Raw genomic sequence first — 24050 nt, 5'->3', positions numbered from 1 at the left:
GCCGAGCCACAGCCCCGCGAAAGCTGCGCCGCCTGACCAGCCAAGCCACACCCCCGCGAAAGCTGCGCCGCCTGACCAGCCAAGCCGCGCCCGGGCGAAACCCGAACCTGCGCCGCCTGACCAGCCGGGCCGCGGCCGGGCCAGAAATCGGTCGCGCGAGCGCCTACGGTTGCCGGCATGCCGGATGTCCTGATTCTGCCCGGAGCCTTGTACGGGCCGTATTCGCCGCTGCCCTGGTTCGCCGCCGAGGTCGCCGAACGCCGCGGCGGCACGCTGCATCGTCACACCTGGTCCCGCACCCCCGACCGGAACGCGCCGGAGGAGTTCGTGCGGGGCGAGGTGGTTCCGCTGATCGAGGGGCGCCGGCCGTTGGTGATCGCGAAGTCGCTCGGGACGCTGGCGGCGGGACTGTGCGCGGAGCGGGCCCTGCCGGCCGTCTGGCTGACACCGCTGCTGACCGCGCACGGCGGGTTGCCGGCGCTGGCCGGTGCCCCCGCGCCGTTCCTGCTGGTGGGCGGCACGGCCGATCCAAGCTGGGACGGGGCTTTGGCCCACCGGCTGACCCCGCACGTGCTCGAGGTCGAGGGCGCCGATCACGCGATGGCGATGCCGGGACCGGTCCGTGACACGGTGGCGGTGTTGGCCCGCGTTGTGGACGCGGTCGAGGATTTCCTGGAGGCGATCGCATGGCCATCGTGATTCCCGACAATCTGCGCCGGCTGGCGGACTACGGGGAACCAGAGCGAGAGTGGCTGGCGGCACTCCCCGAAACGGTGACTGAGCTGGCCGAACGCTGGTCGCTGAGGCTGGGCGCGCCGTACCGGCCCGGTGGGTCGGCGGCCTGGGTGGCGCCGGTCACCGGCGCCGACGGTTCGCGCGCGGTGCTCAAGGTGGCGTGGCGGCACTACGAGGCCCGCGACGAGGCGGCCGGCCTGCGGTTCTGGTCCGGGCGCGGGGTGGTCGAGGTTCTCCAGAGCGAGGTGTACGAGCAGACGACGGCGATGCTCCTCGAGGAGTGCCGCCCCGGCACAACCCTGGCGGCGGCACTGCCACCGCCCGAACGCGACGAGGTGATCGCCCGAATCCTCAAGCGCCTGTGGACAGCTCCGCCGCCCGGGGCCCCGTTCCGTCCGCTGGCCGGCATGTGCGAGGCCTGGGCAGCCGGGTTTGCCGAGCGGTCACCCGTACCCCCCGATCAAGGTCTCATGCGGCTGGGCCTCGACCTGTGGAAGACCTTGCCCACCTCGGCCACCACCAGTGTGCTGCTCTGCACCGACCTGCACCCGGACAACGTACTGTCCGCCGAGCGCGAGCCGTGGCTGGTCGTAGACCCGAAGCCCTACATCGGTGACCCCGCCTACGACCCGATCCAGCACATGCTGAACTTCCCCGACCGCCTGGCCACCGCCCCGGCCGCTTTCGCCACCCGGATGGCCACCCTGCTCGACCTAGACCCCTTGCGCGTACGCCAATGGCTCTTAGCCCGCTGCACAATCGAATCCCAATGGCCAGTAGCCAAAGCCCTGAGCACCACTGTGGACGCGTAGCCACCAGGCGAACGAGGGTGCCGTTGAAACCGGCGGCCACCGAGGTCATCGCGTCGAATCAGAAAGCATCCGCAATACGCGCCCTCCGCAGTCTGCGACTGGGCCGACGCCACCCACGCGCGCACCCACCCGGCGAGCCGCAACCCGCCCAGCGCGTACTTGTCGGACCAGAGCAGTCCGGAATGGGCGGCCTCGACGGCGGCGACCAAGCGCAACTTCGACGGAGCTGCCTTCGAGAAGTCTCCTCCCCACGCGCAGAGCCCCAGCCCACGGTCCGCAACCACTGCAACCCCAGCGCAGCCGTTGCAAGCAGCGCAACCACTGCAAGCCCAGCACAGCCATTGCAAGCAGCGCAGCCATTGCAAGCCCAGCGCAACCGCTGCAACCCCAGTGCAGCCGTTGCAAGCAGCGCAACCACTGCAACCCCAGCGCAACCACTCCAAGCCCAGCGCAACCGTTGCAACCCCAGCGCAACCGCTGCAAGCAGCGCAGCCATCGCAAGCCCAGCGCAACCAATCCACCCCAGCGCAACCACTACATCGCGGGGCTTCCGGGGGCTCGGCCCCCGGAGCAGAATCGAGTCTCGGCCCAGGCCCGAGCGTCCCGCGGGCAGACTCCGCCCCGAGACTCGTGGAGCCCAGGGGACTTGAACCCCTAACCCCCGCCTTGCAAAGGCGGTGCTCTGCCAGTTGAGCTAGGGCCCCGGGTCAGCCGGCCCGGCCGAGGCGACTCAGCGCAGGTCGGGAGCGGTGGTGGCCTCGTGCCACAGGGCACGCTCGTCGTTGGACGCCTTGACGCGCTTGAAGACGAGTGCCGCGACGCCGACCACTCCGGCGACGATCAGGAGCTTCTTCAGCATGACTGTCTCCTTGTGGTCGGTGACTGTGATGGTGGGGCTAGATGGAATCGAACCATCGACCTCAGAGTTATCAGCTCTGCGCTCTAACCGACTGAGCTATAGCCCCGCAACGAGAACGAACATTAGCTTACCGCCCTCCGCCACCCAAAATCGGGGGCAGCTTGGGAGCTGCCCCCGAGGTCAGGTGCGTTGCGGTCAGTCGCGTTCGGCCAGGGTGAGCTCGACGCCGCCGACCAGGTCGGCGCAGACGTTGTAGATGAAGGCGCCGAGCGTGGCCAGGGCGGTGAAGAGGACCACGTTGACCGCCGCGACGAGCATCGAGGTGCCGATGACGCCCCAGGCGGTGACCCGGAAGCCGCTGTTGGCGGTGCCGCCGCTGGCGTTGACCAGGTCGCCGAGGCTGGAGTTGACGGTGCCCCAGACGCCCATCGCGTCGAGGGCGAGGTAGAGCACCGACGTGGCGACGACGATGACGATGAACAGCACGACGGAGACGGCGAAGGAGAACTTCATGACCGACCAGGGGTCGATGCGCTTGAGGTTCAGCCGGGCCCGGCGGGGTCCGCGGGCGGCCGCCGAGGCGACCGTCTGGCGGGCCGCACGGACCGTCTCGGTGACTCGGGCGGCGCCGACGGCGGCGGCACCCTGCGCGGCCGGTTTGCCGCCGGCGGGGGCGGCGCTGCCGGGGCGGGGCGGGGCCGACTGGGGCACGACACCGGCCCGACCGGTCGGTCCGCCGGGCTGACCTCCGCCGGAGGTACCACCCTTAGTGACGATCGGCACAGTCGCGGATCCCTTCGCCGCGTTGGGGCCACCGGGACGCTTCGCGTCGTCCTTGGCCGCGCCGCCGGCTGGTTCGCCGGGCGGCGGGCTCATGCCGGGTGCCCGGGTGAACTTGGGCGCGGACGACGAACCCTCGGCGGGCACCGACGCGCGGCCGGCGGCGTCCCGCCCGGCGGCCTCGCGTCCGGCCTGATCAGCGCCGCTCTTGCCGGGCGTCTGGTCAGCCGGTGACGTCGAGGTCCCCGAGCCCCCCGACTTCGCCGTTGTCTCCGTCATCAACTAGTCCTGTTCGTCAGGCTCGTCGGCATTACGAGCAAGCGCCACGATGGTTACACCTTCTGGGAGGTCCATCAGCTTGACCCCCATTGTGTTCCGATCCCGCGTACGCCGTACAGGCTTCACGGGAGTCCGGATGACACCACCATTGCTGGTGATGGCAAACAGCTCATCTTCCGGGTCGATCACGAGCGCACCGACCAGACCACCACGACGCTCCGTGATCTTGGCGGTCAGTACGCCCTTGCCGCCCCGGCCCTGCACCGGATACTCCTCGATCGGCGTCCGCTTCGCATACCCGCCATTGGTCGCGACCAAAACGTCCAGACCGTCGCGAACCACTTCCATGGCCAGGAGTTCGTCGTTGTCACCGAAGCGCATGCCGATCACACCGGAGGTCGCCCGCCCCATCGGCCGCAACGCCTCGTCCGAGGCGTTGAACCGGATCGCCTGTGCCTTCTTCGACACGAGCAGCAGATCGTTCTCCGGTGCGGCCAGTGCGGCGCCCACCAACTCGTCATCCTCCCGCAGGTTGATGGCGATGATGCCACCGCTGCGGTTGGAGTCAAATTCCTCGAGCCGGGTCTTCTTCACCAAGCCATTCTTAGTGGCGAGCACAAGGTAGGGCTCTACCTGGTAGTTCGGGATCTGGATGACCTGGGCGATGTGCTCGTCGGGCTGGAACGCAAGCAGGTTTGCGACATGTTGACCCTTGGCGACGCGGTTGGCCTCGGGGAGCTCGTACGCCTTGGCCCTGTACACCCGGCCCTTGTTGGTGAAGAACAGGATCCAGGCGTGTGTGCTGATCACGAAGAAGTGGCTGACGATGTCGTCCTGCCGCAGTGAGGCGCCGCTCACACCTTTGCCGCCACGCCTCTGGGATCGGTACATGTCGACCTTGGTCCGCTTTGCATAACCGGTACGTGTGATGGTCACCACAACGTCCTCGCGCGCGATGAGGTCTTCCATCGAGACTTCGCCATCGAACGGGATAATTTGGGTCTTCCGGTCATCGCCGTACTTCGCGACGATCTCCCCGAGCTCGTCCTTGACGATCGCCCGCTGCCGCTCGGGCTTGGCCAGGATGTCCTTCAGGTCGGCGATCTCGATCTCGATCTTGCCCAGCTCGTCGATGATCTTCTGGCGCTCGAGGGCGGCCAGCCGGCGCAGCTGCATGTCCAGGATCGCGGTGGCCTGGATCTCGTCGATGTCGAGCAGCGCGATCAGGCCGCCCCGGGCCTCCTCGACGGTCGGCGAGCGCCGGATCAGGGCGATCACCTCGTCGAGCGCGTCCAGTGCCTTGACCAGACCACGCAGGATGTGCGCGCGCTCCTCGGCCTTACGCAGGCGGAACGCGGTGCGCCGGCGGATGACCTCGATCTGGTGCTCGACGTAGTAGCGGATGAACTGGGCCAGGTTGAGCGTCCGCGGCACGCCGTCGACCAGCGCGAGCATGTTCGCGCCGAAGGTCTCCTGCAGCTGGGTGTGCTTGTACAGGTTGTTCAGCACGACCTTGGCGATCGCGTCGCGCTTGAGGACCAGGATCAACCTCATGCCCGTACGCCCGGAGCTCTCGTCCCGGATGTCGGCGATCCCGGTGAGCTTGCCCTCCTTGACGAGATCGGCCACCCGTTCGGCGAGATTGTCCGGGTTGACCTGATACGGCAGCTCGGTCACGACGAGACAGGGCCGCCCGCGGGTGTCCTCCTCGACCTCGACCACCGCGCGCATCCGGATCGATCCCCTACCGGTGCGGTAGGCGTCCTGAATGGCCTGCTGCCCGACGATCAGCCCCCGGGTGGGGAAGTCGGGTCCCTTGACGAACTCCAGCGCCGCTTCGAGGGTCGCCTCCTCGTCGGCCTCCGGGTTGTCCAGGAACCACTGCACCGCGCCGGCGACCTCGCGCAGGTTGTGCGGCGGGATCTTGGTGGCCATGCCCACCGCGATGCCCTCGGAACCGTTGACCAGCAGGTTGGGGAACCGGGCGGGCAGGATCGTCGGCTCTTTGGTACGCCCGTCGTAGTTGTCCTGCATGTCGACGGTGTCCTCGTCGATGTCGCGCAGCATCTCCATGGCGAGAGGCGCGAGCTTCGACTCGGTGTACCGCATGGCCGCCGGCGGGTCGTTACCCGGCGATCCGAAGTTGCCGTTGCCGTCGATCAGCGGGTAGCGCAGCGACCACGGCTGGCCCATCCGGACCAGGGCGTCGTAGATCGACGAGTCGCCGTGCGGGTGGTAGTTGCCCATCACGTCGCCGACCACGCGCGCACACTTCACGTACCCGCGGTCGGGCCGGAAGCCGGCGTCGTACATCGCGTACAGGATCTTGCGGTGCACCGGCTTGAGGCCGTCGCGGACGTCGGGCAGAGCGCGTCCCACGATGACGCTCATGGCGTAGTCGAGGTACGACCGCTGCATCTCGACCTCGAGGCCGACCGGCTCGACCCGCTGCGCCACACCGGCGCCGGTCTCGTCCTGCGGCTGGTCGGCGGCGTCCGGGGTCTCGGGAGTGTCTGTCACTGTTAACCCTTACTGAAGGTAAAACCAGACATTAGGGCCTGGAGTGCGCATATCGCTGTGGATAACACTGTGGATTGGCGCCAAAGCTGTGCATAACCCTGGGTGAGCGGTACCGGTACCGGCACCGCTCGCCTCAGGTCAGATGTCCAGGAATCGCACGTCTTTGGCGTTGCGCTGGATGAACGAACGCCGCGCCTCGACGTCCTCACCCATCAGCACGCTGAACAGCTCGTCGGCCACGGCCGCGTCGTCCAGGGTCACCTGGCGTAGCGTCCGGGTGGCCGGGTCCATCGTGGTGTCCCACAGCTCGTGGAAGTTCATCTCGCCGAGACCCTTGAACCGCTGGATATCGTTCGGCTTCGCGTTGGCCTTCTTCTGCTGACGCAACGCGATCAGGCCGTCACGCTCCCGGTCGGAGTACGCGTACTGCGCGTCGTCGCCCTTGGCGTTCCACTTGATTTTGTAGAGCGGAGGCGCAGCCAGGTAGACGTGCCCGACCTCGACCAGCGGCCGCATGAACCGGAAGAGCAGGGTCAGCAGCAGCGTCTGGATGTGCTGGCCGTCCACGTCGGCGTCGGCCATCAGCACGATCTTGTGATAGCGCAGCTTGGCCAGGTCGAACTCCTCGTGGATGCCGGTGCCCAGGGCGGTGATCAGCGCCTGGACCTCGTTGTTCTTCAGCACCCGGTCGATCCGGGCCTTCTCCACGTTGAGGATCTTGCCGCGGATCGGCAGGATCGCCTGGATCTGGCTGTTGCGACCCTGCTTGGCCGAGCCGCCGGCCGAGTCACCCTCGACGATGAACAGCTCGGACACCGTCGGGTCGGTCGACTGGCAGTCGGCCAGCTTGCCCGGCATCGAGCCGGACTCCAGCAGCGACTTGCGCCGGGCCAGCTTGCGGGCCTGCTGGGCGGCGATCCGGGCGCGGGCCGCCTGGGACGCTTTGGTGATGATCATCTTGCCGTCGGCCGGGTTGCGCTCCAGCCAGTCGCCCAGCTGGTCGTTGAGCACCCGCTGGACGAAGCCCTTCATGTCGGTGTTGCCGAGCTTGGTCTTGGTCTGGCCCTCGAACTGCGGCTCGGCCAGCTTCACCGAGATGATCGCGGCCAGGCCCTCGCGGATGTCCTCGCCGGAGAGCTTCTCGTCACCCTTGAGCAGCTTTTTCTCTGCCGCGTAACGGTTGACCGTGGCGGTCAGCGCGGCACGGAAGCCCTCCTCGTGCGTACCACCCTCATGGGTGTTGATCGTGTTGGCGAAGGTGTAGACCGACTCGCCGTACGACTCGTTCCACTGCATGGCGATCTCCACCGCCATGCCGGCGTCCTTGTCCTCGGACTCGAACTCGATCACCGACTTGTGGATCGCGTTCTTGGTCGCGTTCAGGTGCCGGACGAAGTCGGCGATGCCGTTGTCGTACTGGAAGTTGACCTCGCGCTGCTTGCCGCTGTCGTCGACCTGGCCCTCACGCTGGTCGATCAGGTTGATCGCCAGGCCGCGGTTGAGGAACGCCATCTCCTGCAGGCGGCGGTAGATGGTCTGGAAGTCGAACTCAACCGTCTCGAAGATCGTCGGGTCGGGCCAGAACTGGACGGTGGAACCGGTGATGTCGGTCGCCTCGCCCTTTACCAGCGGCCCCGGCTTGGCGTGGTCGTACTGCTGGCGGTAGACGAAGCCGGCCTTGTGGATCTCCACTGCCATCTTGGTGGAGAGCGCGTTCACGACCGAGACACCGACGCCGTGCAGACCGCCGGAGACGGCGTACGACTTGCCGTCGAACTTGCCACCCGCGTGCAGAACCGTGAGCGCCACCTCGACACCCGGCTTCTTCAGCTTCGGGTGGAGGTCGACCGGGAAGCCACGACCGTTGTCGGTGACCGAGACCCCGCCGTCGGCCAGGAGAAACACGTCGATCTTGTCGCAGTACCCGGCCATGGCCTCGTCCACGGCGTTGTCCACGATCTCCTGCACCAGGTGGTGGAGGCCACGCTCACCGGTCGAGCCGATGTACATGCCCGGGCGCTTGCGAACCGCCTCCAGGCCCTCGAGCACGGTGATCGAATCCGCGCCGTACTGCTCTTGCTCTGCCACCCTCGGCCACTTTCTCGTGCCTGGGCCGAAGCCCCGACACGGGGTTGGCGGGGCCTGAGGCGGGCCGGCGCGCGCAGGCGCCACCGACGACAACCCGCGCGGGTACGAGGCGGACCACCGGTGGAACCGAGCTCGCCGGTCGCCGCGGGTCACCCGCGGATCGTGATCGGCTGGAAAACCGCGTAGCGTGACGTCTGACAACTCTGCGCGACACCTCTGCGCCGTTTTCAGACACCTCGCCGGGCGGTCTCCCGGTCTGCGTCGATTCTACTCCGCCGATGCGAGAAACAGAGGGTCCGGCACCCCGTCCGGGTGCCTCAGATTGCCGTAGCGCCGTCGACCCCGCCTCCCACGCGTCCCCCCACACGGGCCGCGACCGACCGGCAACGGCGAATGATACGGCTGGCATCCCGATGAGCGCGCCTGCCGGACCCGGCGGCCACGCGCTGCGACACTGCCTCACGACGCCACGCGGCGGTGCTTTAATCTTCGCCGCGGTAGAACCACGGCCACGTTGGAGAGGTGGGCCCGATGGCGCTGGACAAGGGACTGGACAACGTCGCGGTCCACTGGCCGCGTACCAACCAGTACTACGACCCGGTCGCGCCCGCCGAGTTCGTCGACTTCGGTGAGATCGCCGACCGGCCCGAGATCGCCGCGCCCACCGGCGCCCTGGCCCTGCACATCGCCAAGACCGGCACGGTACGTGCCACGGCGTACACCGAACTGGTGGATCTTCTGCTCGGGCTCGAAGGTGTGTTGTACGCCACTGAGGCCGCCGCCGAGGACGAGGACCCGGTGATCGACCCGGACGGCTGCGCCTGGATCGCCGGCGGGCTGGAACGGTTCGTCGAGGGCCACCAGGAGTACGGCGACCTGGTCACGTTCGACAGCGTGGCCGGCGTGATGCGGGCCGCGATCTCCGGCGGCCGGCTGGCCGAACAGCAGATGCGCTGGCTCGACTCCCGGCTGGAGGCGATGCGCGACGAGTCCGGTAACGCGCCGCACTGGACCTTCGCCCGCACCGAACTGGTCGTTCTGGCCGGCTTCTACCGCCGCTGCGCCGAACGCGGCTTCGCGGTCTTCGCCGACTACTGAGTCTCCGCGCGCTGAGCTTCTGCGCTCGGTCGCGCGTGCGCCGCTGAAAGCGGATGAGTCGTGCCTACGGCCGACGACGGCTGCGCCGGCGGCGTCCGCAGGCACGACTCATCCGCGCGGCAACGCGCTCCTCGCTGGCTATTAGCCGTAGGTGTCTCGTGGGCCGCGGCCTTGGATTCGTCTAGGGCCCCGAGCCCACGACGGTGCCGCCGGACCGTGGATGTTGAGCCTGGTCACGACGTTATGGCCGACCTCGCCGGCGATGTTCCGGAGCAGCGTGCCGGCCAGCATCCGCAGCTGAGTGGCCCAGGCGGTCGACTCGGCCTCGACGGTCAGCACGCCGTCGTCCAGCTTGATCGGGCGGCTGTGCTTGGCGATGTCCTCGCCCACGACCTTCTCCCAGGCGCCGAAGACGGTCGCCTCGGCCTTGGGCTTCTCCCAGCCGCGCTGACGCATCAGCCGCTCCAGGACGGCCGCGAACGGCTGCGGGTCGCGTGGGTCCGGCCCCGGGCCCGAATAGCCGCGCAGCCGACGCTCGGGGTCGGCGGCGCCGTAATGCCGTCGCTTCTTGGGCGCGGCCGCCCGCCTGGCGAACGCGGCCTCGATCACCGCCCGGGCCAGCTCAGGACCCTTCTTGGGCTCCTCGCCGGGTGCTCCGGCCGCCGGGCCACCCGGCTCGGGCCCGCCCGCTGACCGCGCTCCCCCGCCCGCGGCCGGGTCTTGCGGTTGATGCTCAGACACGGTTCACCGTCCCGGGGGCGATCTCGAAGCGGATGCCGGACAGAGTGGTCGGTACATCCTCTGGCACCGCGCACGTCACGATCAACTGTGCCGCGTCCGACACCAGGGCGGCCAGCCGGTCGCGGCGGCCGGCGTCCAGTTCGGCGAAGACGTCGTCGAGGACCAGGACCGGCTCGATACCGTCGGCCCGCAACAGGTCGTAGGCGGCCAGCCGCAGGGCCAGCGAGAACGACCAGGACTCGCCGTGGCTGGCGTACCCCTTGGCCGGAAGATCGCCCAACGCCAGCGTGAGATCGTCGCGGTGCGGGCCCACCAGCGTGGTCCCACGCTCGATCTCGGCCGGGCGGCGTTCGGCCAGGGAGGCCAGCAGCGCCTCCTCCAGGGCGGCGCGGTCCGGCGTCAGACCCTCACCCAACTTCGACGTGTACGCGACGGAAGCCGCCGCCCGGCCCGCCGCGACCGCGTCGTAGGCCTTGGTGACGTGCGGCGCCAGCGCGGTGACGAGCTCGATCCGGCCGGCCAGGAGCTCGGCGCCGTGGTCGGCCAGGTGCTGGTCCCAGACCATCAGGGTGGACAGGTCCTGGCCCTTGGAACCGCCGACCTTGCGGGTCAGGTAGGCCGTCCGGAGTAGGGCGTTGCGCTGCTTGATGACCCGGTCGTAGTCGGCGCGGACCCCGGCGTACCGGGGTTGGCGGGCCACGAGCAGGTCGTCGAGGTAGCGGCGGCGCTCGGACGGGTCGCCGCGGACCAGTTCCAGGTCTTCCGGGGCGAAGAGCACCATCCGCAGCGCGCCCAGAACCTCGCGGGCCCGGCGTACCGGAGAACGGTTGAGTCTTGCCCGATTTGCCTTGCCGGGAACGATTTCCAGCTCGACCAGGAGTTCGCGACCATCGTGGACGATCGCGCACCGGATCACAGCGGCCGCGGCGCCGGCCCGGACCAGCGGAGCATCAGTGGCCACCCGGTGACTGTCCAGAGTGGCCACGTAACCCAGAGCCTCGACGAGGTTGGTCTTGCCCACCCCGTTCTGGCCGACCAGCACTGTCACGCCGGGTTCGAGATCGACCGCGACCCGCTCGTAGCTGCGGAAATCGGTGAGCTCGACCCGGCGTACGTGCATCCCTCGTTTCTCCTTGCAGTGCGGCGAAGCCGCCTTGGCCGACTCAGCTCAGCTGATCACGGCGTGACCGCCGAACTGCTGACGCAGTGCGGCGACGGCCTTCATGGCCGGCGAGTCGGGTTGGCGGGACTCGAAGCGGGCGAACAGCGACGACGCGATGACGTGCAGCGGGACGGCCAGGCGGACCGCCTCGTCGACCGTCCAGCGGCCCTCACCGGTGTCCTCGGCGTAGCCCTTGAGCTGGGCCAGCTTCGGGTCGCCGTCGAGGGCGAGGTCGAACAGGTCGAGCAGCCAGGACTTGACCACGCTGCCCTCGCGCCAGCTCTTGATGATGCCGGGCACATCGTCCACGTATTCCGACGCCGCGAGCAGTTCGTACCCCTCGGCGAAGGCCTGCATCATGCCGTACTCGATGCCGTTGTGAACCATCTTGGCGTAGTGCCCGGCGCCGGTCGGGCCGGCGTGCACGAACCCGAACGGGCCGGCCGGCTTGAGCGCCTCGAAGATCGGCATCGCCATCTCGACGCTGGACGCCTCGCCGCCGACCATCAGCGCGTAGCCGTTCTTGTGACCCCAGACGCCACCGGAGACGCCGGCGTCCATGTAGTGGATGCCCTTGGGCGCCAGCCGCTCGGCCCGGGGTTTGTCGTCGGTGAACTTGGAGTTGCCGCCGTCGATGATCAGGTCACCCTCGGACAGCAGGTCGGCGAGCTGGTCGATGGTGCCCTCGGTGATCGCGCCGGCCGGGACCATGGTCCAGACCACCCGCGGCGCCTGAAGCTTCTCGACCAGCTCGGTGAGGCTGGCGACGTCGGCGATGTCCGGGTTGCGGTCGTACCCGACGACCTCGTGTCCCGCCTCCCGGATCCGCTCGCGCATGTTTCCACCCATTCGGCCGAGACCGACAAGGCCGAGCTGCATGGTGTTCCCCCTAGATGTGTGGTTCTCTCGCACCAAGTATCAGCGGGTTACCCGGATCGGCATGATCAGATAGCGGTAACCGGGCACGATTTCCCCATCCTCCGACGCCGGAGAGATGACCGCGGGCTTGAACGCGTCGACGAACGCCAGCTGGGCGGTCGGTGCGCCGAGGTTCTGCAGCCCGTCGATCAGGTATTGCGGGTTGAAGCCGATGGTCAGCGGCTCGCCAGTGAAGGTGGCCTCCATCGCCTCGCTGGCCCGCGCCTCCTCCGTCCCACCGGCCTCGACGACCAGACCGTCCTCACTGAAGCTCAGCAGCACCGGGGTGGTCCGTTCGGCGACCAGGGCCACACGCCGGACGACCTCGATCAGCGCGGACACCGGGACTCGGGCCTCGGCGTTGTGGCTGGCCGGGAAGAGCGAACGCACCGGCGGGTAGTTGGCGCCGTCGAGCAGCCGGCTGGTGGTGCGGCGGGTGCCGCCGGCGAAGCCGATCATGCCCTCACCGGCCGCGCCCTGGGCCAGGGCGATCGTCACGTCACCACCGACCGTACCCAGCGTCTTGGCCGTGTCGTTCAGCGTCTTGGCCGGGACCAGGGCGTTCAGGCTGATCTCGGGGTCGTCCGGGTTCCACTGCATCTCACGCATGGCCAACCGGTAGCGGTCGGTGGCCAGCATGGCCAGGTTGCGGCCGTTCAGCTCGACCCGCACACCGGTCATCATCGGCAGCGTCTCGTCGCGCCCCGCGGCGATCGCCACCTGCTGCACCGCGGCGGCGAAGGACGACGCGTCGACCGTGCCCGCGCTCGACGGCATGTCGGGCAGGGTCGGGTAGTCCTCGACCGGCATCGTCGGCAACGTGAACCGGGCGCTCCCGCAGACCAGCTCCAGATGCGCACCGACCGCGGCGATGTCGACCGGCTTGGCCGGCAGTGCCTTGGTGATCTCGGCCAGCAGCCGCCCGGAGACCAGTGCCGCGCCATCCGCGTCGGCCTGCACCTCCACGCTGACCTGGCTGGAGACCTCGTAGTCGAAACCGGAGACGTGCAGGCGGCCGTCGTCAGCGCGCAGCATGACACCGGCCAGAACCGGCACCGACGGGCGGCTGGGCAGGCTCTTGGCCGTCCACGCCACGGCGTCTGCGAGTGCGTCTCGCTCCACCCGGAACTTCATGCTGTCCTCCGCGACTTCCTCGTACGCGTGCGTCTTCTATAAGGGCTGCTGGACCCTGAACTCTATGGCACCGCCCGACCAGCCTCGGTGCTGGGAAGCCCTTCCGACCGCTCGGCGGCTTCTCCACACCTTCCCCAACGCCGGTGATTGGTTTTTGTTCTCTTAGAAGAGATAACTCGTCATAACCATCGGTCCTGTGCACACTGTGGAGAACTCACGTTTGCGCTGGTCAGAGAGTTATCCACCGGTGAGTTGCCTGTGGGCAACCAGGGTATAAACCCCGGTCCGCGTCCACAGTCCTCGTCGCGACAGCGGTTGTCCACCGTTGTCCACCGGCTATCCACCGGATATCCACCAGGTTTGTGCCCAGGCCTGGGGATAACGCCGGGACGCTACCGGCCCGTCGTCCCCAGAACCTTCAACAGGAAATCCACACGCGTCCACAGGCGGTGGACAGAGATGTGACGCTGTGTGCTTGTCCACATCGATTTCCCCAGGAGTTGTCCACATCTGTGCGGAACGGGGGTGAGAGTTATCCACCGTTGGGGACAAACCCCTGGGGACGGACGGTGGATAACAATGGCACGCTCACCTGAGCGAAGGCGGGGCGTTGTCGTGGTCTGGCGGGGCTACGGCGTTTTTGGGGTACGGGCGACCTAGATTTCCGCCATCTCGGCGGGCTGGGGTGTCGCTCGCGGCCGTCCCCGGCATCCGGGTCGGTGGGTGGTTGCGAGCGTTGCGGCGGGGGGTTCGGTCGCGCCGAGATGGCGGGACTTCTAAGTCGCCCGTACCGGAAAAAGAGCTGGACCCCGCACCAGAGCGGAAGCAATCAGGTGTTCTGCTTGATCCGGTTGGTGAGCTCGGCGATCTGGTTGTAGAGGGACCGGCGCTCGGCCATGTGCTGGCGGATCTTGCGGTCGGCGTGCATGACCGTGGTGTGGTCGCGGCCGCCGAAGGCCTGGCCGATGCGCGGCAGCGAGAGGTCGGTCAGCTCGCGACAGAGGTACATGGCGACCTGGCGGGCGTTGACCAGGACCCGGCTGCGGGAGTGGCCGCGCAGGTCCTCCAGGCTGACGCCGAAGTAGTCGGCCGTCGACACCATGATCTGGTCGGCGGTGATCTCGGGGCCGGCGCCGTCCGGCATGAAGTCGCGCAGGACCTCCTCGGCCAGCGACAACTGCACCGAGCTGCGGGTCAGGCTGGCGAATGCGGTCACCCGGATGAGGGCGCCCTCAAGTTCGCGGATGGAATTCGACACCCGGGACGCGATGAACTCCAGCACGTCGTCGGGGGCGAACATGCGCTCCTGCGCGGCCTTCTTCTGCAGGATCGCGATGCGGGTTTCCAGATCGGGCGGCTGGATGTCGGCCAGCAGGCCCCACTCGAACCGGGTGCGCATGCGGTCCTCGAGGGTGGCCAGCTGGCGCGGGGAGCGGTCCGAGCTGATCACGATCTGCTTGTTGGCGTTGTGCAGGGTATTGAACGTGTGGAAGAACTCCTCCTGCGTCCGCTCGCGGTTCTCCAGGAACTGGATGTCGTCGATCAGCAGGATGTCGACGTCCCGATAACGGCGCTGGAAGGCCTGCGTCTTGTCGTCGCGCAGGCTGTTGATGAAGTCGTTGGTGAATTCCTCTGTGGACACGTAGCGGACCGAGCGGGCGTGACCCAGCGTCGTCGCGTAGTGGCCGATCGCATGCAGCAGGTGCGTCTTGCCCAGCCCGGAGCTGCCGTAGATGAACAGCGGGTTGTACGCCTTGGCCGGGGACTCGGCGACCGCGACCGACGCGGCGTGGGCGAAGCGGTTGGACGAGCCGATGACGAACGTCTCGAACATGTACTTCGGGTTGAGCCGGTTGCCGCTGTCGCCGCCGGGGCGTCGCTCGGGACCGGCCGTGTTACGCATCGGGCCGGAGTCGCCGCCCTGCGTCATACGTAAGGAATCGTCGCGGCGGTCGTCGGCGTAGCCCAGGTTGTCGCGCAGCTGGGCCTGCTCGGTCGCCATCCGCCGGCCCGAGTCGTTGGGCTGCTTCTTGTCCACGGCCGCGGCCGGCGCGGCGGGGGCCGGCGGCTGCGGTGCGAGGACCGGCGCGGGGGCGGGGGCCTCGGTGCGGAAGAGCGGCTCCTGGGCCTCGCGGGCGGCCGGGACCGAGCGCGGGTAACCCTGGGAGGGCGACGAATGCTGAGCCGAACCGGTCGGTTCAGCGTAATGCGCGGGCGGTGGCGGCGGCTCGACCGGCGGCGGCGTGCCGTAGACGGTGCCGGGCAGACCGGTCCCGTCCTCCGGCCGGCGCACCGTGACGGCGACCTGGATCGCGCGGCCTTCCTGCCGGGACAGCGCGTCGGTGATGGCCGGCCGCAGCCGGGACTCGATCACGTCGCGGGTGAAGGCGTCGGGCACGGAGAGCAGAGCGGTGTCGTCCACGATCGCGCGCAGACGGGTGAGACGCAGGTACGCCCGCTGCTGCGCCGACACGATCTCATCGGCGAGCTCGGCCACCGCCGCGTCCCACAACCTGCTCAGGTCGCCCGAATCGGCCACCGCCGCGCCACCCCCATCACCCACCGACCCCCGGTGGCCTTGTCCGGCCTTCCGCCCTGTCCGACCGGCGTCCCCACTGTGTCCACCGGCTATCCACAGGTTATCCACAAGCTGTGGGCGCGTCGGCAGTCGCTCACCCCTGGGAGCCTGTGCTGGCGCGAATTAACAGGCTCACCGTGCCGAACGATTCACCGCACTACCCGGTTCCGCCCCGAACCGGGCCGCTCGGCTCATCGCACCGGAGACCAGCAAACGGGCACGCTAACAGCGGTCCCGCCGCCGCTACAACCGGCGTCCCACCCGGCTGTGCGTACGGGCATGCGGAGATTCACTTCCTGCGCAGAAAGACGCGTATCTGTGCCTTCCTCAGATCGACCAGAGGTCATCCGCGGCGCGTATCGTTGACCGTCGCCATGACCGTGCGTAGGGTCGAGCGGTTGCTTTGCCGCGCCCCTGCTAGAGTGGTCGTCTGGCAGCGATGCCCCTTGTCTAGGTTCTGCACTGATTCGGAGTTCTGACGTGAGCAAGCGCACCTATCAGCCGAACAACCGCCGTCGTGCGAAGACCCACGGCTTCCGGCTGCGCATGCGCACCCGTGCCGGCCGTGCGATCCTCGCCAACCGTCGCACCAAGGGCCGTGCCAAGCTGTCGGCCTGAGCCGACCTTGGCCCGCCCGGGATTGCCCAGGTAGTCGTGCTGGCCGCAGCTCAGCGCCTGCGGAAGAGCAGCGACTTCACCGCAACGTTTCGCGGTGGCCGCCGAGTCGGCCGCGGCACCCTGGTGGTACACCTTCAGATCGACGAGCCGGCGCTCGCCTCCACGGCACGCGCCGGCTTTGTCGTGTCCAAGGCCGTGGGCAACGCGGTGGTGCGTAACCGGGTACGGCGGCGGCTTCGTCATCTCGTACGCCCGAGGTTGGCCGATCTTCCACCCGGCACGCGGCTCGTGGTGCGGGCCCTGCCCCCCGCGGCCGACGCCACCGCCGAGACGCTCGGCACCGACCTGGAGGCCGCGCTCGCGGCGGCCCGGTCCCCGCGGCGGCGGCGATGACCGGCCCCGCCCGCCTGCTGGCCTGGCCCATCGTCGCGTACCGTCGATACGTGAGCCCGGCTCTGCCGGCCCGCTGTCGGTTCTATCCCTCGTGCAGCGCATATGCCCTCGAGTCACTCGAGCGGCACGGCGTGATCCGGGGGACGGCGCTGGCGGTCTGGCGGATCCTGCGCTGTCATCCCTTCCACCCCGGCGGGTACGACCCAGTGCCTGATCCCATCCGTCACCGCCCGGCCGATGTGACTGGAGCTTGAATTGAGTCTCGACTGGATCTACACCGCGATCTCGTGGATCCTCCTGAAGTGGCACGCCCTGTGGTCCTTCATCGGCATCCCCGATGGTCCGGTGCTGGGCACCAACTGGTCCTGGATCCTCTCCATCGTGTTCCTGGTGGTCACCCTCCGGGTTGTGCTGTTCCCCGTCTTCGTCAAGCAGATCAAGTCGCAGCGGGCCATGCAGGCACTTCAGCCCAAGGTCAAGGAGCTGCAGGAGAAGCACAAGGGTGACCGGGAGACGCTCCAGAAAGAAATGATGGAGCTCTACAAGACCGAGAAGGCCAACCCGCTGATGGGCTGCCTTCCGATGTTCCTCCAGGTGCCGGTCTTCCTGGGCCTCTTCCACGTGCTGCGGCGGCTCTCCCCGGAAAACCAGGGCAAGACGCTGTACGGATGGACCGTCGACCAGTTCGAGAGCGCGACGCACGCGGCCCTGTTCACGGTGCCGCTGCCGGCCAAGTTCGGTTCGACGCCGGCCGAGCTGAACGCGCTGGGCACCAACAGCACCACGACGGTGAAGGTCGTAGCCGCCGTCCTGGTCCTGATCATGATGGCCACCACGTACCTGACCAGCCGTCAGATGATCCTCAAGACCGGCTGGGCCGAAGACCCGCAGCAGAAGATGATCCAGCGCCTGATGCTCTATGGCATCCCGCTGTCCCTGTTGGTTTCCGGCTCGCTGTTCCCGATCGGTGTGGTCATCTATTGGGTGACCAACAACTCCTTCACGCTGGCCCAGCAGCAGTGGGTGCTGCGGAAGTTCCCGCCCCCGCAGATGGCGAAGAAGGCGACCACGGGCAGCAAGGCGGCGCCGGCCAAGACCGGTCCCCCGGCCAAGAAGAACGGCAACAAGGCGACTGGGCCGGTGCAGCCGACACGGACCAGCGGGGGCCTGTTCGGCCGCAAGCCCGCCGAGCCCGAGCCGCAGAACCCGGTGGTCGACGCGAAATCGCGCGCGCCCAAACCCGGTGCGAAGCCGATAAACCCCAAGAAGGGCGCCCGACCGGCGAACAAGCCGCGGAGCTGACCGACGCAAACCTCCCCACGCCCGGCGCGACCGGGCGTGGGACAGCGGACCGAACAAGGTCCGGGACCGATTAGTACGGAGATGACACCGTGACCGACACCAGCACTCCCGATTCCTCGGTTTCCGAAGCTGCTCCCGAGGCGGCCGAGACCGACTCACCGGAGGCCGCTTCCGGGGAGACCAAGAAGTCGGAGAGCGTGGCTTCCGACAGCGAGTTGTTCCGGCAGAGCGAGATCGCTGCCGACTACGTCGAAGGACTGCTGGACATCCTGGACTACGACGGCGACATCGACGAGCTGGTGTCGGCCGGCCGTCCGATGGTCGAGGTCGTGGGCGGTCGCCTGCAGGCGCTCGTCGGCCAGCGCGGCGCCACCCTCGAGGCGATGCAGGAGCTGACCCGGCTGGCGATCTTCCGAGCCACGGGTACGCCGAGCCGGCTGCTCCTGGACATCGGCGGCTACCGCGCCAACCGTCGCAAGGAGCTGGCCGCGGTCGCTCGTAACGCCGTCGAGAAGGTGAAGGAGCACGGTGACGCCGTGCGCCTGGAGCCGATGTCGGCGTTCGAGCGCAAGTGTGTCCACGACGTTGTCAACGCGATCTCCGGCGTGGAGAGCGAGTCGGAGGGCGTCGAGCCCAACCGGCGGATCGTCGTGCGTGCGGTGGACTGATGACCGACCCGCTCTCCAGCGGGGATGACTCCGGCCCGGGCGTGGTTGCGCCCGGGCCGTCGTCTTCCTCGATCTTCGGTGACCGTCTTCCGCTCGCTTCGGAGTTCGCTTCGCTGCTCGTGACCTCCGGGGTGACCCGGGGACTGATCGGACCACGCGAGGCGCCGCGCATCTGGGAACGCCACCTCGACAACTGCGCCGTCGTGTCCGAAAAGATTGGTATGGGCGCTTCGGTGGTTGACGTGGGCTCTGGTGCTGGTTTGCCCGGTATCGTGCTCGCAGTGGTACGGCCCGACCTCCGCATCACCCTGGTCGAGCCGCTGGCCCGACGAGTCGCGTTCCTCTCCGAAGCGGTGTCTGCGCTCGGCCTCACCTCCGCTGTGACTGTGGTTCGCGGTCGGGCGGAAGAGGTCCGGATGGAACCGGCTGACGTGGTCACGGCGCGGGCGGTGGCGCCGTTGGACCGGCTGGCCCGGTGGTGCCTGCCGCTGGCCGCGGTGGGGGGCCGGGTAGTGGCGTTGAAGGGGGCTTCGGCGGCTGAGGAGGCGGCGGAGCATGCGGCTGCTATCGAGCGGCTGGGTGGGTCGGTGCCGGTGGTGTCGCAATGCGGGGTTGGGGTGATCGAGCCGCCTGCGACGGTGGTGGAGATCGTTCGGGAGCGGGGAGGGTCTTCCCGGTCTGCGGGTAGGGGGTCGTCTTCGTCTCGGGGGTCTTCGTCAGGCGGGCGTTCGTCGGGCGGGTCTTCGTCTGGGGGGCGTTCGTCGGGCGGGTCTTCGTCTGGGGGGCGTTCTTCTCGGGGGTCTGAGGGTTCGTCTCGGGGGTCGGGGCGAAGGGGAATGCGGAAGGACTAGGTACGGATGGGCGGCGGCAGGCGCGACGGACGCGGGCGAGGGGGGCGGACGTCGGGGCCTGTGGTTTCGCCGCTGTTCTCGCCTACGCCGCTGGCTGGGGAATCGTCTTATCCGGTGCCGGCGGTGAGGGTTGGAGTGGGGCGGCCTTCGCCTCGGCGGGGTCGGGCCTCGGCTCGGGCGGCCTTGGGTGGGTCTTCGCCCGCGCCTGCGTCTTCGGCTTCTTCGTTTGAGTTGGGCGCTTCGGTGTGTCCGGGTGGGCGACGTGACTCGCTTGGGCGGGCCGAGTCCTGCGACCGTGCTGATTCTCTCGGCCGTCTCAATTCCCTCGACGGCGTTGGTTCCCGCGGCCGGGTTGACTTCGTTGGGCGGACCGACTCCTGCGACCATTCTGAGGCCCAGGGCCCTGGCCCGGGTCGGCGAGCTTTTTCGGACACCGGTTGGCCGGGCCGGAGCGGACCGGTTTTCGGGGCGCGGCTGGCCCTCGTACCCGGCTTCATGGTTTTTGAGACCGACACCACATCGCCGCCGATGTGGCCCGGCGAGGCCGCTCGGTCTGGGGCCGGCGACGGTCGCTGTGGGCTATCCACAGACGCGGATTTGGGTCTTGCTGGCGAAGCTCGTTCGGATCTAGCCTGGTCAACCTCGGCGTCAGTGACGCCGACTCAAACTCTTACAACGCATCAGCTGGTCGATGTGTCGATGCGAGTCGACAGCGCTCCGTCGGCCGTTCACCCGTTCACCTTTCCGGTGACTGGTGTGGCCAGTGGCGCGTCGCCCTATCAGGCGGACAGGCGTGGCACGGGCCGCCCAACGGCCGTAGGCTGGCCGCGCGTCGATAGTGTGGACCGGTTGGCGGGCGCGCCCGGTGCACCGCCTTCAGCCCCACCTCTTGCGTCGCCTGGCGATGCCGGGGTGGGCACTCGCGGTGCCGACCCATTCCAAGCAGGCAGGGACAAGACGGTGCATGAGTACGGCAGTGGCCTCGACGGATTTCCTCCGATCGGACGCGGCGTTTCACGTGAAACCAACGCGTCCGCGGGTGTAGGTAACTCAGCGTTCCCCTCTCCGTACTCTACGGATACCCATGGCTCGTCGGACTCGACGCCCATCGGGTTCGCTCTTGAGGCTTCGGGCGGCGCCTCGAGTGCGCCCGAGCCCCGTACCGGCACCGGGTATGAGAGTGTCCAGGCCTCTACCGGCGGTCAGGTGTACGGAACGCCGGTAGGTCCGCAGTCTTCGCCGCCGGAGGGTGCCGTCAGTGGTCACTCGGGCGAGTACGGCTATGGCGATGAGGCGCACGCGCCGGCGCCGGCTCCTCGCGTGACAGTGACGCCTCCCTCTGTGGCGCCGGTGTCCGGATCCGCGCCGATTCCGGGCGCTCCCACGTCTGCGCCGCCCATGGAGCACAGCGAGCGTCATCCGGACGAGCATGTTTCACGTGAAACGCCGGGCGGGGATGAGGACGATCCGCCGCTGGCCATGGAAGCGTTGCGTGCTGTGCAGATCCTCAACCCGAGCGGTGAAATCACGATGCCGCGGCCCGATCACCCGAGGGTTCTCTGCGTCGCGAACCAGAAGGGCGGCGTTGGCAAGACGACCACGACGGTGAATCTGGCCGTGGCGCTCGCGCTGCACGGGAACCGTGTGCTCGTGGTCGACCTGGATCCGCAGGGCAATGCGTCCACCGGGCTCAACGTGCCACACCACGCTGGCGTACCCGACGTCTACGACTGCCTGATCGACAATGTGCCGCTCAGCGAGGTGGCTCAGCCGGTCGAGGGCATTCCGAATCTGTTCTGCGTACCCGCCACCATCGACCTGGCCGGCGCCGAGATCGAACTGGTCTCCGTGGTGGCTCGTGAGTCCCGCCTCGCCCGCGCGATCTCCGCGCATCCGGAGAAGTTCGACTACGTCTTCATCGACTGTCCGCCGTCACTGGGCCTGCTGACCGTGAACGCGCTGTGCGCCGCGCAGGAGGTCCTGATCCCCATCCAGTGCGAGTACTACGCGCTGGAGGGTCTCAACCAGTTGATCAATAACATCAACCTGGTGCGCCAACACCTGAACCCGACGCTGGACGTCTCGACGATCCTGCTGACCATGTACGACCGCCGTACGCGCCTCGCGGACGCGGTCGAGCAGGACGTCCGTAACCACTTCGGGGACAAGGTGCTGCACGCGGTGATTCCCCGCAACGTCCGCGTGTCGGAGGCGCCTAGCTATGGCCAGTCTGTGATGACCTACGATCCGGGCTCGCGTGGTGCCACCAGCTACTTCGAGGCCGCTCTGGAGATCGCGATGCGTGGGGTCAGTAACGGAGGCACCGCATGAAGAACCGTCCACGGGGTGGCCTCGGCCGGGGCTTGGGCGCTTTGATTCCGACCGCGCCGGCCGCTGCCGTCGCGACCGAGGAAGCCACCCCTCCCCCGGCGTCGGCTCCAGCGCCGGCGTCGGGATCCGCGCCGGCCCAGTTCTCGACACCGGCCGAGCCCGCGCCCGAACCGGTCCTGAGCGACCCGTCCAGCGAACTCGCTCCGGTGCCAGGCGCCCGTTTCGCCGAGCTGCCGGTCACGTCGATCCAGCCGAACGCGAAGCAGCCGCGTCACGTCTTCGACGAAGAGGCGCTGGAGGAGCTGAAGATCTCCATCCAGGAGGTCGGTTTCCTGCAGCCGATCGTCGTCCGCGACATGGGCGACGGCCAGTACGAACTGGTCATGGGTGAGCGCCGCTGGCGTGCGGCCCAGGCCGTCGGCAGAGACACCATTCCGGCCATTGTCCGCGACACCCGCGACGACGCCATGCTCCGCGATGCTCTGCTCGAGAACATCCACCGCGCCAACCTGAACCCCCTCGAAGAGGCGGCCGCCTATCAGCAGTTGCTCGAGGAGTTCGGTGCCACGCACGAGGAACTGGCGAAGCGCATCGGCCGAAGCCGGCCGCAAATCTCCAACACGATCCGGCTCTTGAACCTCCCCGCTCCGGTGCAACGCCGGGTAGCGGCCGGCGTCCTGTCGGCCGGCCATGCGCGGGCCCTGCTGAGCCTCGACGACTCGGATGCGCAGGACGAGCTCGCCCTGCGCATCGTCCGCGAGGGCTTGTCGGTGCGAGCAACCGAGGAACTGGTGTCGCTGGCCCTGTCCGACGGCCCGGCGAAGAAGGCAACTCCGTCCCGCCGCCCGAAGGTCCACGCCCCAGCACTGAACGATCTGGCCGAACGACTCTCCGATCGCTTCGACACTCGCGTCAAGGTCGACATCGGCCGCAACAAAGGCAAGATCACGATCGAGTTCGCAACGGTCGACGACCTGGAACGAATCGTCGGGATGATCGGCGTAGAAGAAGAGGGCGGCGCGGAGAGCACCGAGGGCTGATTTCCTGGCCACCTACGAAGGCGACGCAAGGCACGTGAACCCAACGGGTCACGTGCCTTCTTCATGTCCGAACTCCCGCCGAGGCCTGTCCCCGAGATGCCGCCTGACCAGCGCTTTCTTCAGGTGGAAACTACAAGATTCAACCACTTCTGTCAGACTGATCCTCCTGAGATTTGTCCTGGCGCCAGAACTACGCCGGTGTGATTCAAAAGCAAGATCAACTCGCCTTCACGCGGGAGCAGCCTCGAACCGAGCCTTCGCGCGCCCAAACGACGAGCCGGCCGCGGTCCAGCACTGATTGCACCGGTAGACGGATGCCGTAGGCGCCCCAAGATCCTGGTTCCGGCCACCGCGACCGCAGCCATCGATATGAAGAATGATCATCCTCTGAGTTGTCGAAGAGCCTCGGCGCCCTCATCGCCACTCGGGTTTCCGAATTTCAAATCGCGCCGCCTAGCGTGAGCGGGCTCAACCTGATGCGTTCAGCTTCTTCACATCCCGAGGAGGCTAGCGAGGTCAGGGGTTGAAACTTTCACGCCGGACTCGCGGGAGTCTTTCGTATCGCGGTCATGCCAACGGGTCGGGCGCCGGATGCTACTTGCCAGGGCGCTGAACACATGGGCCCAAGCTTCCGAGGGCGAGTCCATGTTTCACGTGAAACAAAGAGGCAGCATCGTTCTGCCCGCCTGCTGGTATCGGTCCCCAGCTGCCTCAGTCGCGCCCACGACAGATCTCCCCCGCCAGGATCAAGCCAGGAGACAGCCGTCGTCCCTGCGAACTCGTCATGCCCATGGACAGGGTGCGTAGCGGGTGGGGGTCGGCCGTCTGTCGCAGCTCGGCGGGTTTGGATCGGAAGGCCTTCGGCGGTGCGATGGGGTGCCGGGCGCGCTTAAGCCGCCGAGACTATCCACCATCCCCGCATGCTGAGCGAGGACAAGATCGCGCCCGCAGGCTTATGGGACCGGCGTTTCACGTGAAACGCGCTGTCCCCTCCCGACCGGGTCGGGACCAGAGAGCAACTATCGAGTTCGACCGAGACAAGGATCAGCCATCGAACGAGCTGCGGCTCGACCGAGGCCCGTTTCACGTGAAACCCACCCCCTCCTCTTGAGGTCGACGAGGGCGATAGCCGAGTCGACCGCC

Annotated in this window: 19 protein-coding genes, 2 tRNA genes and 1 pseudogene; 11 read left to right on the top strand and 11 right to left on the bottom strand. The window is 68.0% G+C overall.

The annotated features are described in order from the left end of the window. The first annotated feature begins 177 nt into the window (after positions 1-177). A complete protein-coding gene (locus tag ACGFIO_RS23990) occupies positions 178-699 on the top strand; it encodes an alpha/beta hydrolase (RefSeq protein ID WP_392828765.1) in 522 nt (173 codons plus the stop codon). After that, positions 687-1547: an aminoglycoside phosphotransferase family protein gene (locus tag ACGFIO_RS23985; protein WP_392828763.1), complete on the top strand. Its 861-nt coding sequence runs from the start codon at positions 687-689 to the stop codon at positions 1545-1547. The genes ACGFIO_RS23990 and ACGFIO_RS23985 overlap by 13 nt, the downstream gene beginning before the upstream one ends. Positions 1548-2178: 631 nt before the next feature. Here ACGFIO_RS23985 and ACGFIO_RS23980 read toward each other — a convergent pair. From ACGFIO_RS23980 to gyrB, 6 genes are all read right to left on the bottom strand, one after another. Then, positions 2179-2251, bottom strand: a tRNA-Ala gene (locus ACGFIO_RS23980). Positions 2252-2277: 26 nt separating this feature from the next. Further along, entirely contained in the window at positions 2278-2406 is a 129-nt protein-coding gene (locus ACGFIO_RS23975; protein WP_392828761.1) for a DLW-39 family protein, read from the bottom strand. 29 nt (positions 2407-2435) lie between these two features. Further along, positions 2436-2512, bottom strand: a tRNA-Ile gene (locus ACGFIO_RS23970). Between the two features lie 89 nt (positions 2513-2601). Beyond that, positions 2602-3465: a DUF3566 domain-containing protein gene (locus ACGFIO_RS23965; protein WP_392828759.1), complete on the bottom strand. Its 864-nt coding sequence runs from the start codon at positions 3463-3465 to the stop codon at positions 2602-2604. Between the two features lie 3 nt (positions 3466-3468). Next, positions 3469-5985, bottom strand: a complete 2517-nt coding sequence (gene gyrA, locus ACGFIO_RS23960) for a DNA gyrase subunit A (protein WP_392828757.1) — start codon at positions 5983-5985, stop codon at positions 3469-3471. Between the two features lie 138 nt (positions 5986-6123). Further along, positions 6124-8073, bottom strand: a complete 1950-nt coding sequence (gene gyrB, locus ACGFIO_RS23955; protein WP_392828755.1) for a DNA topoisomerase (ATP-hydrolyzing) subunit B — start codon at positions 8071-8073, stop codon at positions 6124-6126. A 531-nt stretch (positions 8074-8604) separates the two neighbouring features. Between gyrB and ACGFIO_RS23950 the strand changes: the two genes are divergently transcribed. Then, a complete protein-coding gene (locus ACGFIO_RS23950) occupies positions 8605-9171 on the top strand; it encodes a hypothetical protein (RefSeq protein ID WP_392828753.1) in 567 nt (188 codons plus the stop codon). Positions 9172-9312: 141 nt separating this feature from the next. Here ACGFIO_RS23950 and ACGFIO_RS23945 read toward each other — a convergent pair whose 3' ends face one another. From ACGFIO_RS23945 to dnaA, 5 genes are all read right to left on the bottom strand, one after another. Then, positions 9313-9912: a DUF721 domain-containing protein gene (locus ACGFIO_RS23945; protein WP_392828752.1), complete on the bottom strand. Its 600-nt coding sequence runs from the start codon at positions 9910-9912 to the stop codon at positions 9313-9315. Further along, positions 9905-11032, bottom strand: a complete 1128-nt coding sequence (gene recF, locus ACGFIO_RS23940; RefSeq protein WP_392828750.1) for a DNA replication/repair protein RecF — start codon at positions 11030-11032, stop codon at positions 9905-9907. Before recF ends, ACGFIO_RS23945 begins: the two co-directional genes overlap by 8 nt. Positions 11033-11080: 48 nt before the next feature. Further along, entirely contained in the window at positions 11081-11953 is an 873-nt protein-coding gene (gene gnd, locus ACGFIO_RS23935; protein WP_392828748.1) for a phosphogluconate dehydrogenase (NAD(+)-dependent, decarboxylating), read from the bottom strand. Positions 11954-11992: 39 nt separating this feature from the next. Further along, positions 11993-13126, bottom strand: coding sequence for a DNA polymerase III subunit beta (gene dnaN / locus ACGFIO_RS23930; protein WP_392828746.1), 1134 nt, complete (start codon positions 13124-13126; stop codon positions 11993-11995). Positions 13127-13955: 829 nt separating this feature from the next. Beyond that, the gene (dnaA, locus tag ACGFIO_RS23925) at positions 13956-15665 is read right to left on the bottom strand and encodes a chromosomal replication initiator protein DnaA (protein WP_392828744.1); all 1710 of its coding nucleotides are present in this window, start codon (positions 15663-15665) and stop codon (positions 13956-13958) included. A 519-nt stretch (positions 15666-16184) separates the two neighbouring features. Between dnaA and rpmH the strand changes: the two genes are divergently transcribed. From rpmH to ACGFIO_RS23885, 8 genes and pseudogenes are all read left to right on the top strand, one after another. Beyond that, a complete protein-coding gene (gene rpmH, locus ACGFIO_RS23920; protein WP_392828742.1) occupies positions 16185-16322 on the top strand; it encodes a 50S ribosomal protein L34 in 138 nt (45 codons plus the stop codon). Between the two features lie 36 nt (positions 16323-16358). After that, positions 16359-16715: a ribonuclease P protein component gene (gene rnpA / locus ACGFIO_RS23915; RefSeq protein WP_392828740.1), complete on the top strand. Its 357-nt coding sequence runs from the start codon at positions 16359-16361 to the stop codon at positions 16713-16715. Continuing rightward, on the top strand, positions 16712-16969 hold the full coding sequence (gene yidD / locus ACGFIO_RS23910) for a membrane protein insertion efficiency factor YidD (RefSeq protein ID WP_392828737.1): 258 nt from the start codon (positions 16712-16714) through the stop codon (positions 16967-16969). The genes rnpA and yidD overlap by 4 nt, the downstream gene beginning before the upstream one ends. Before the next feature lies 1 nt (position 16970). Next, positions 16971-18017, top strand: coding sequence for a membrane protein insertase YidC (gene yidC / locus ACGFIO_RS23905; protein ID WP_392828735.1), 1047 nt, complete (start codon positions 16971-16973; stop codon positions 18015-18017). Positions 18018-18106: 89 nt separating this feature from the next. Then, positions 18107-18685 carry a protein jag gene (locus ACGFIO_RS23900; RefSeq protein WP_392828733.1) on the top strand — a complete coding sequence of 193 codons (579 nt, stop codon included), beginning with the start codon at positions 18107-18109 and terminating at the stop codon, positions 18683-18685. Next, positions 18685-19347, top strand: a pseudogene (rsmG, locus tag ACGFIO_RS23895) (16S rRNA (guanine(527)-N(7))-methyltransferase RsmG); the annotation flags it as partial. The gene ACGFIO_RS23900 and the pseudogene rsmG, both read left to right, overlap by 1 nt. Positions 19348-20496: 1149 nt before the next feature. Continuing rightward, the gene (locus ACGFIO_RS23890) at positions 20497-21867 is read left to right on the top strand and encodes an AAA family ATPase (protein ID WP_392828731.1); all 1371 of its coding nucleotides are present in this window, start codon (positions 20497-20499) and stop codon (positions 21865-21867) included. After that, the gene (locus tag ACGFIO_RS23885; RefSeq protein WP_392828729.1) at positions 21864-22907 is read left to right on the top strand and encodes a ParB/RepB/Spo0J family partition protein; all 1044 of its coding nucleotides are present in this window, start codon (positions 21864-21866) and stop codon (positions 22905-22907) included. Before ACGFIO_RS23890 ends, ACGFIO_RS23885 begins: the two co-directional genes overlap by 4 nt. Positions 22908-24050: the final 1143 nt, after the last annotated feature.

It is taken from the genome of Actinoplanes sp. NPDC049265, assembly GCF_043197135.1.
In the GTDB taxonomy this organism is placed as follows: domain Bacteria; phylum Actinomycetota; class Actinomycetes; order Mycobacteriales; family Micromonosporaceae; genus Actinoplanes.
Note: the sequence above shows the minus strand (reverse complement) of the source record. Positions and strands in the feature narration are given on the sequence as shown.

What these genes read in the sequence shown, in the direction of transcription:
- ACGFIO_RS23975 (WP_392828761.1), bottom strand. Translation starts at nt 2,406, where the DNA reads ATGCTGAAGAAGCTCCTGATCGTCGCCGGAGTGGTCGGCGTCGCGGCA.
- gnd (WP_392828748.1), bottom strand. Translation starts at nt 11,953, where the DNA reads ATGCAGCTCGGCCTTGTCGGTCTCGGCCGAATGGGTGGAAACATGCGC.
- dnaN (WP_392828746.1), bottom strand. Translation starts at nt 13,126, where the DNA reads ATGAAGTTCCGGGTGGAGCGAGACGCACTCGCAGACGCCGTGGCGTGG.
- ACGFIO_RS23965 (WP_392828759.1), bottom strand. Translation starts at nt 3,465, where the DNA reads ATGACGGAGACAACGGCGAAGTCGGGGGGCTCGGGGACCTCGACGTCA.
- ACGFIO_RS23885 (WP_392828729.1), top strand. Translation starts at nt 21,864, where the DNA reads ATGAAGAACCGTCCACGGGGTGGCCTCGGCCGGGGCTTGGGCGCTTTG.
- ACGFIO_RS23985 (WP_392828763.1), top strand. Translation starts at nt 687, where the DNA reads ATGGCCATCGTGATTCCCGACAATCTGCGCCGGCTGGCGGACTACGGG.
- ACGFIO_RS23990 (WP_392828765.1), top strand. Translation starts at nt 178, where the DNA reads ATGCCGGATGTCCTGATTCTGCCCGGAGCCTTGTACGGGCCGTATTCG.
- ACGFIO_RS23950 (WP_392828753.1), top strand. Translation starts at nt 8,605, where the DNA reads ATGGCGCTGGACAAGGGACTGGACAACGTCGCGGTCCACTGGCCGCGT.
- recF (WP_392828750.1), bottom strand. Translation starts at nt 11,032, where the DNA reads ATGCACGTACGCCGGGTCGAGCTCACCGATTTCCGCAGCTACGAGCGG.
- yidD (WP_392828737.1), top strand. Translation starts at nt 16,712, where the DNA reads ATGACCGGCCCCGCCCGCCTGCTGGCCTGGCCCATCGTCGCGTACCGT.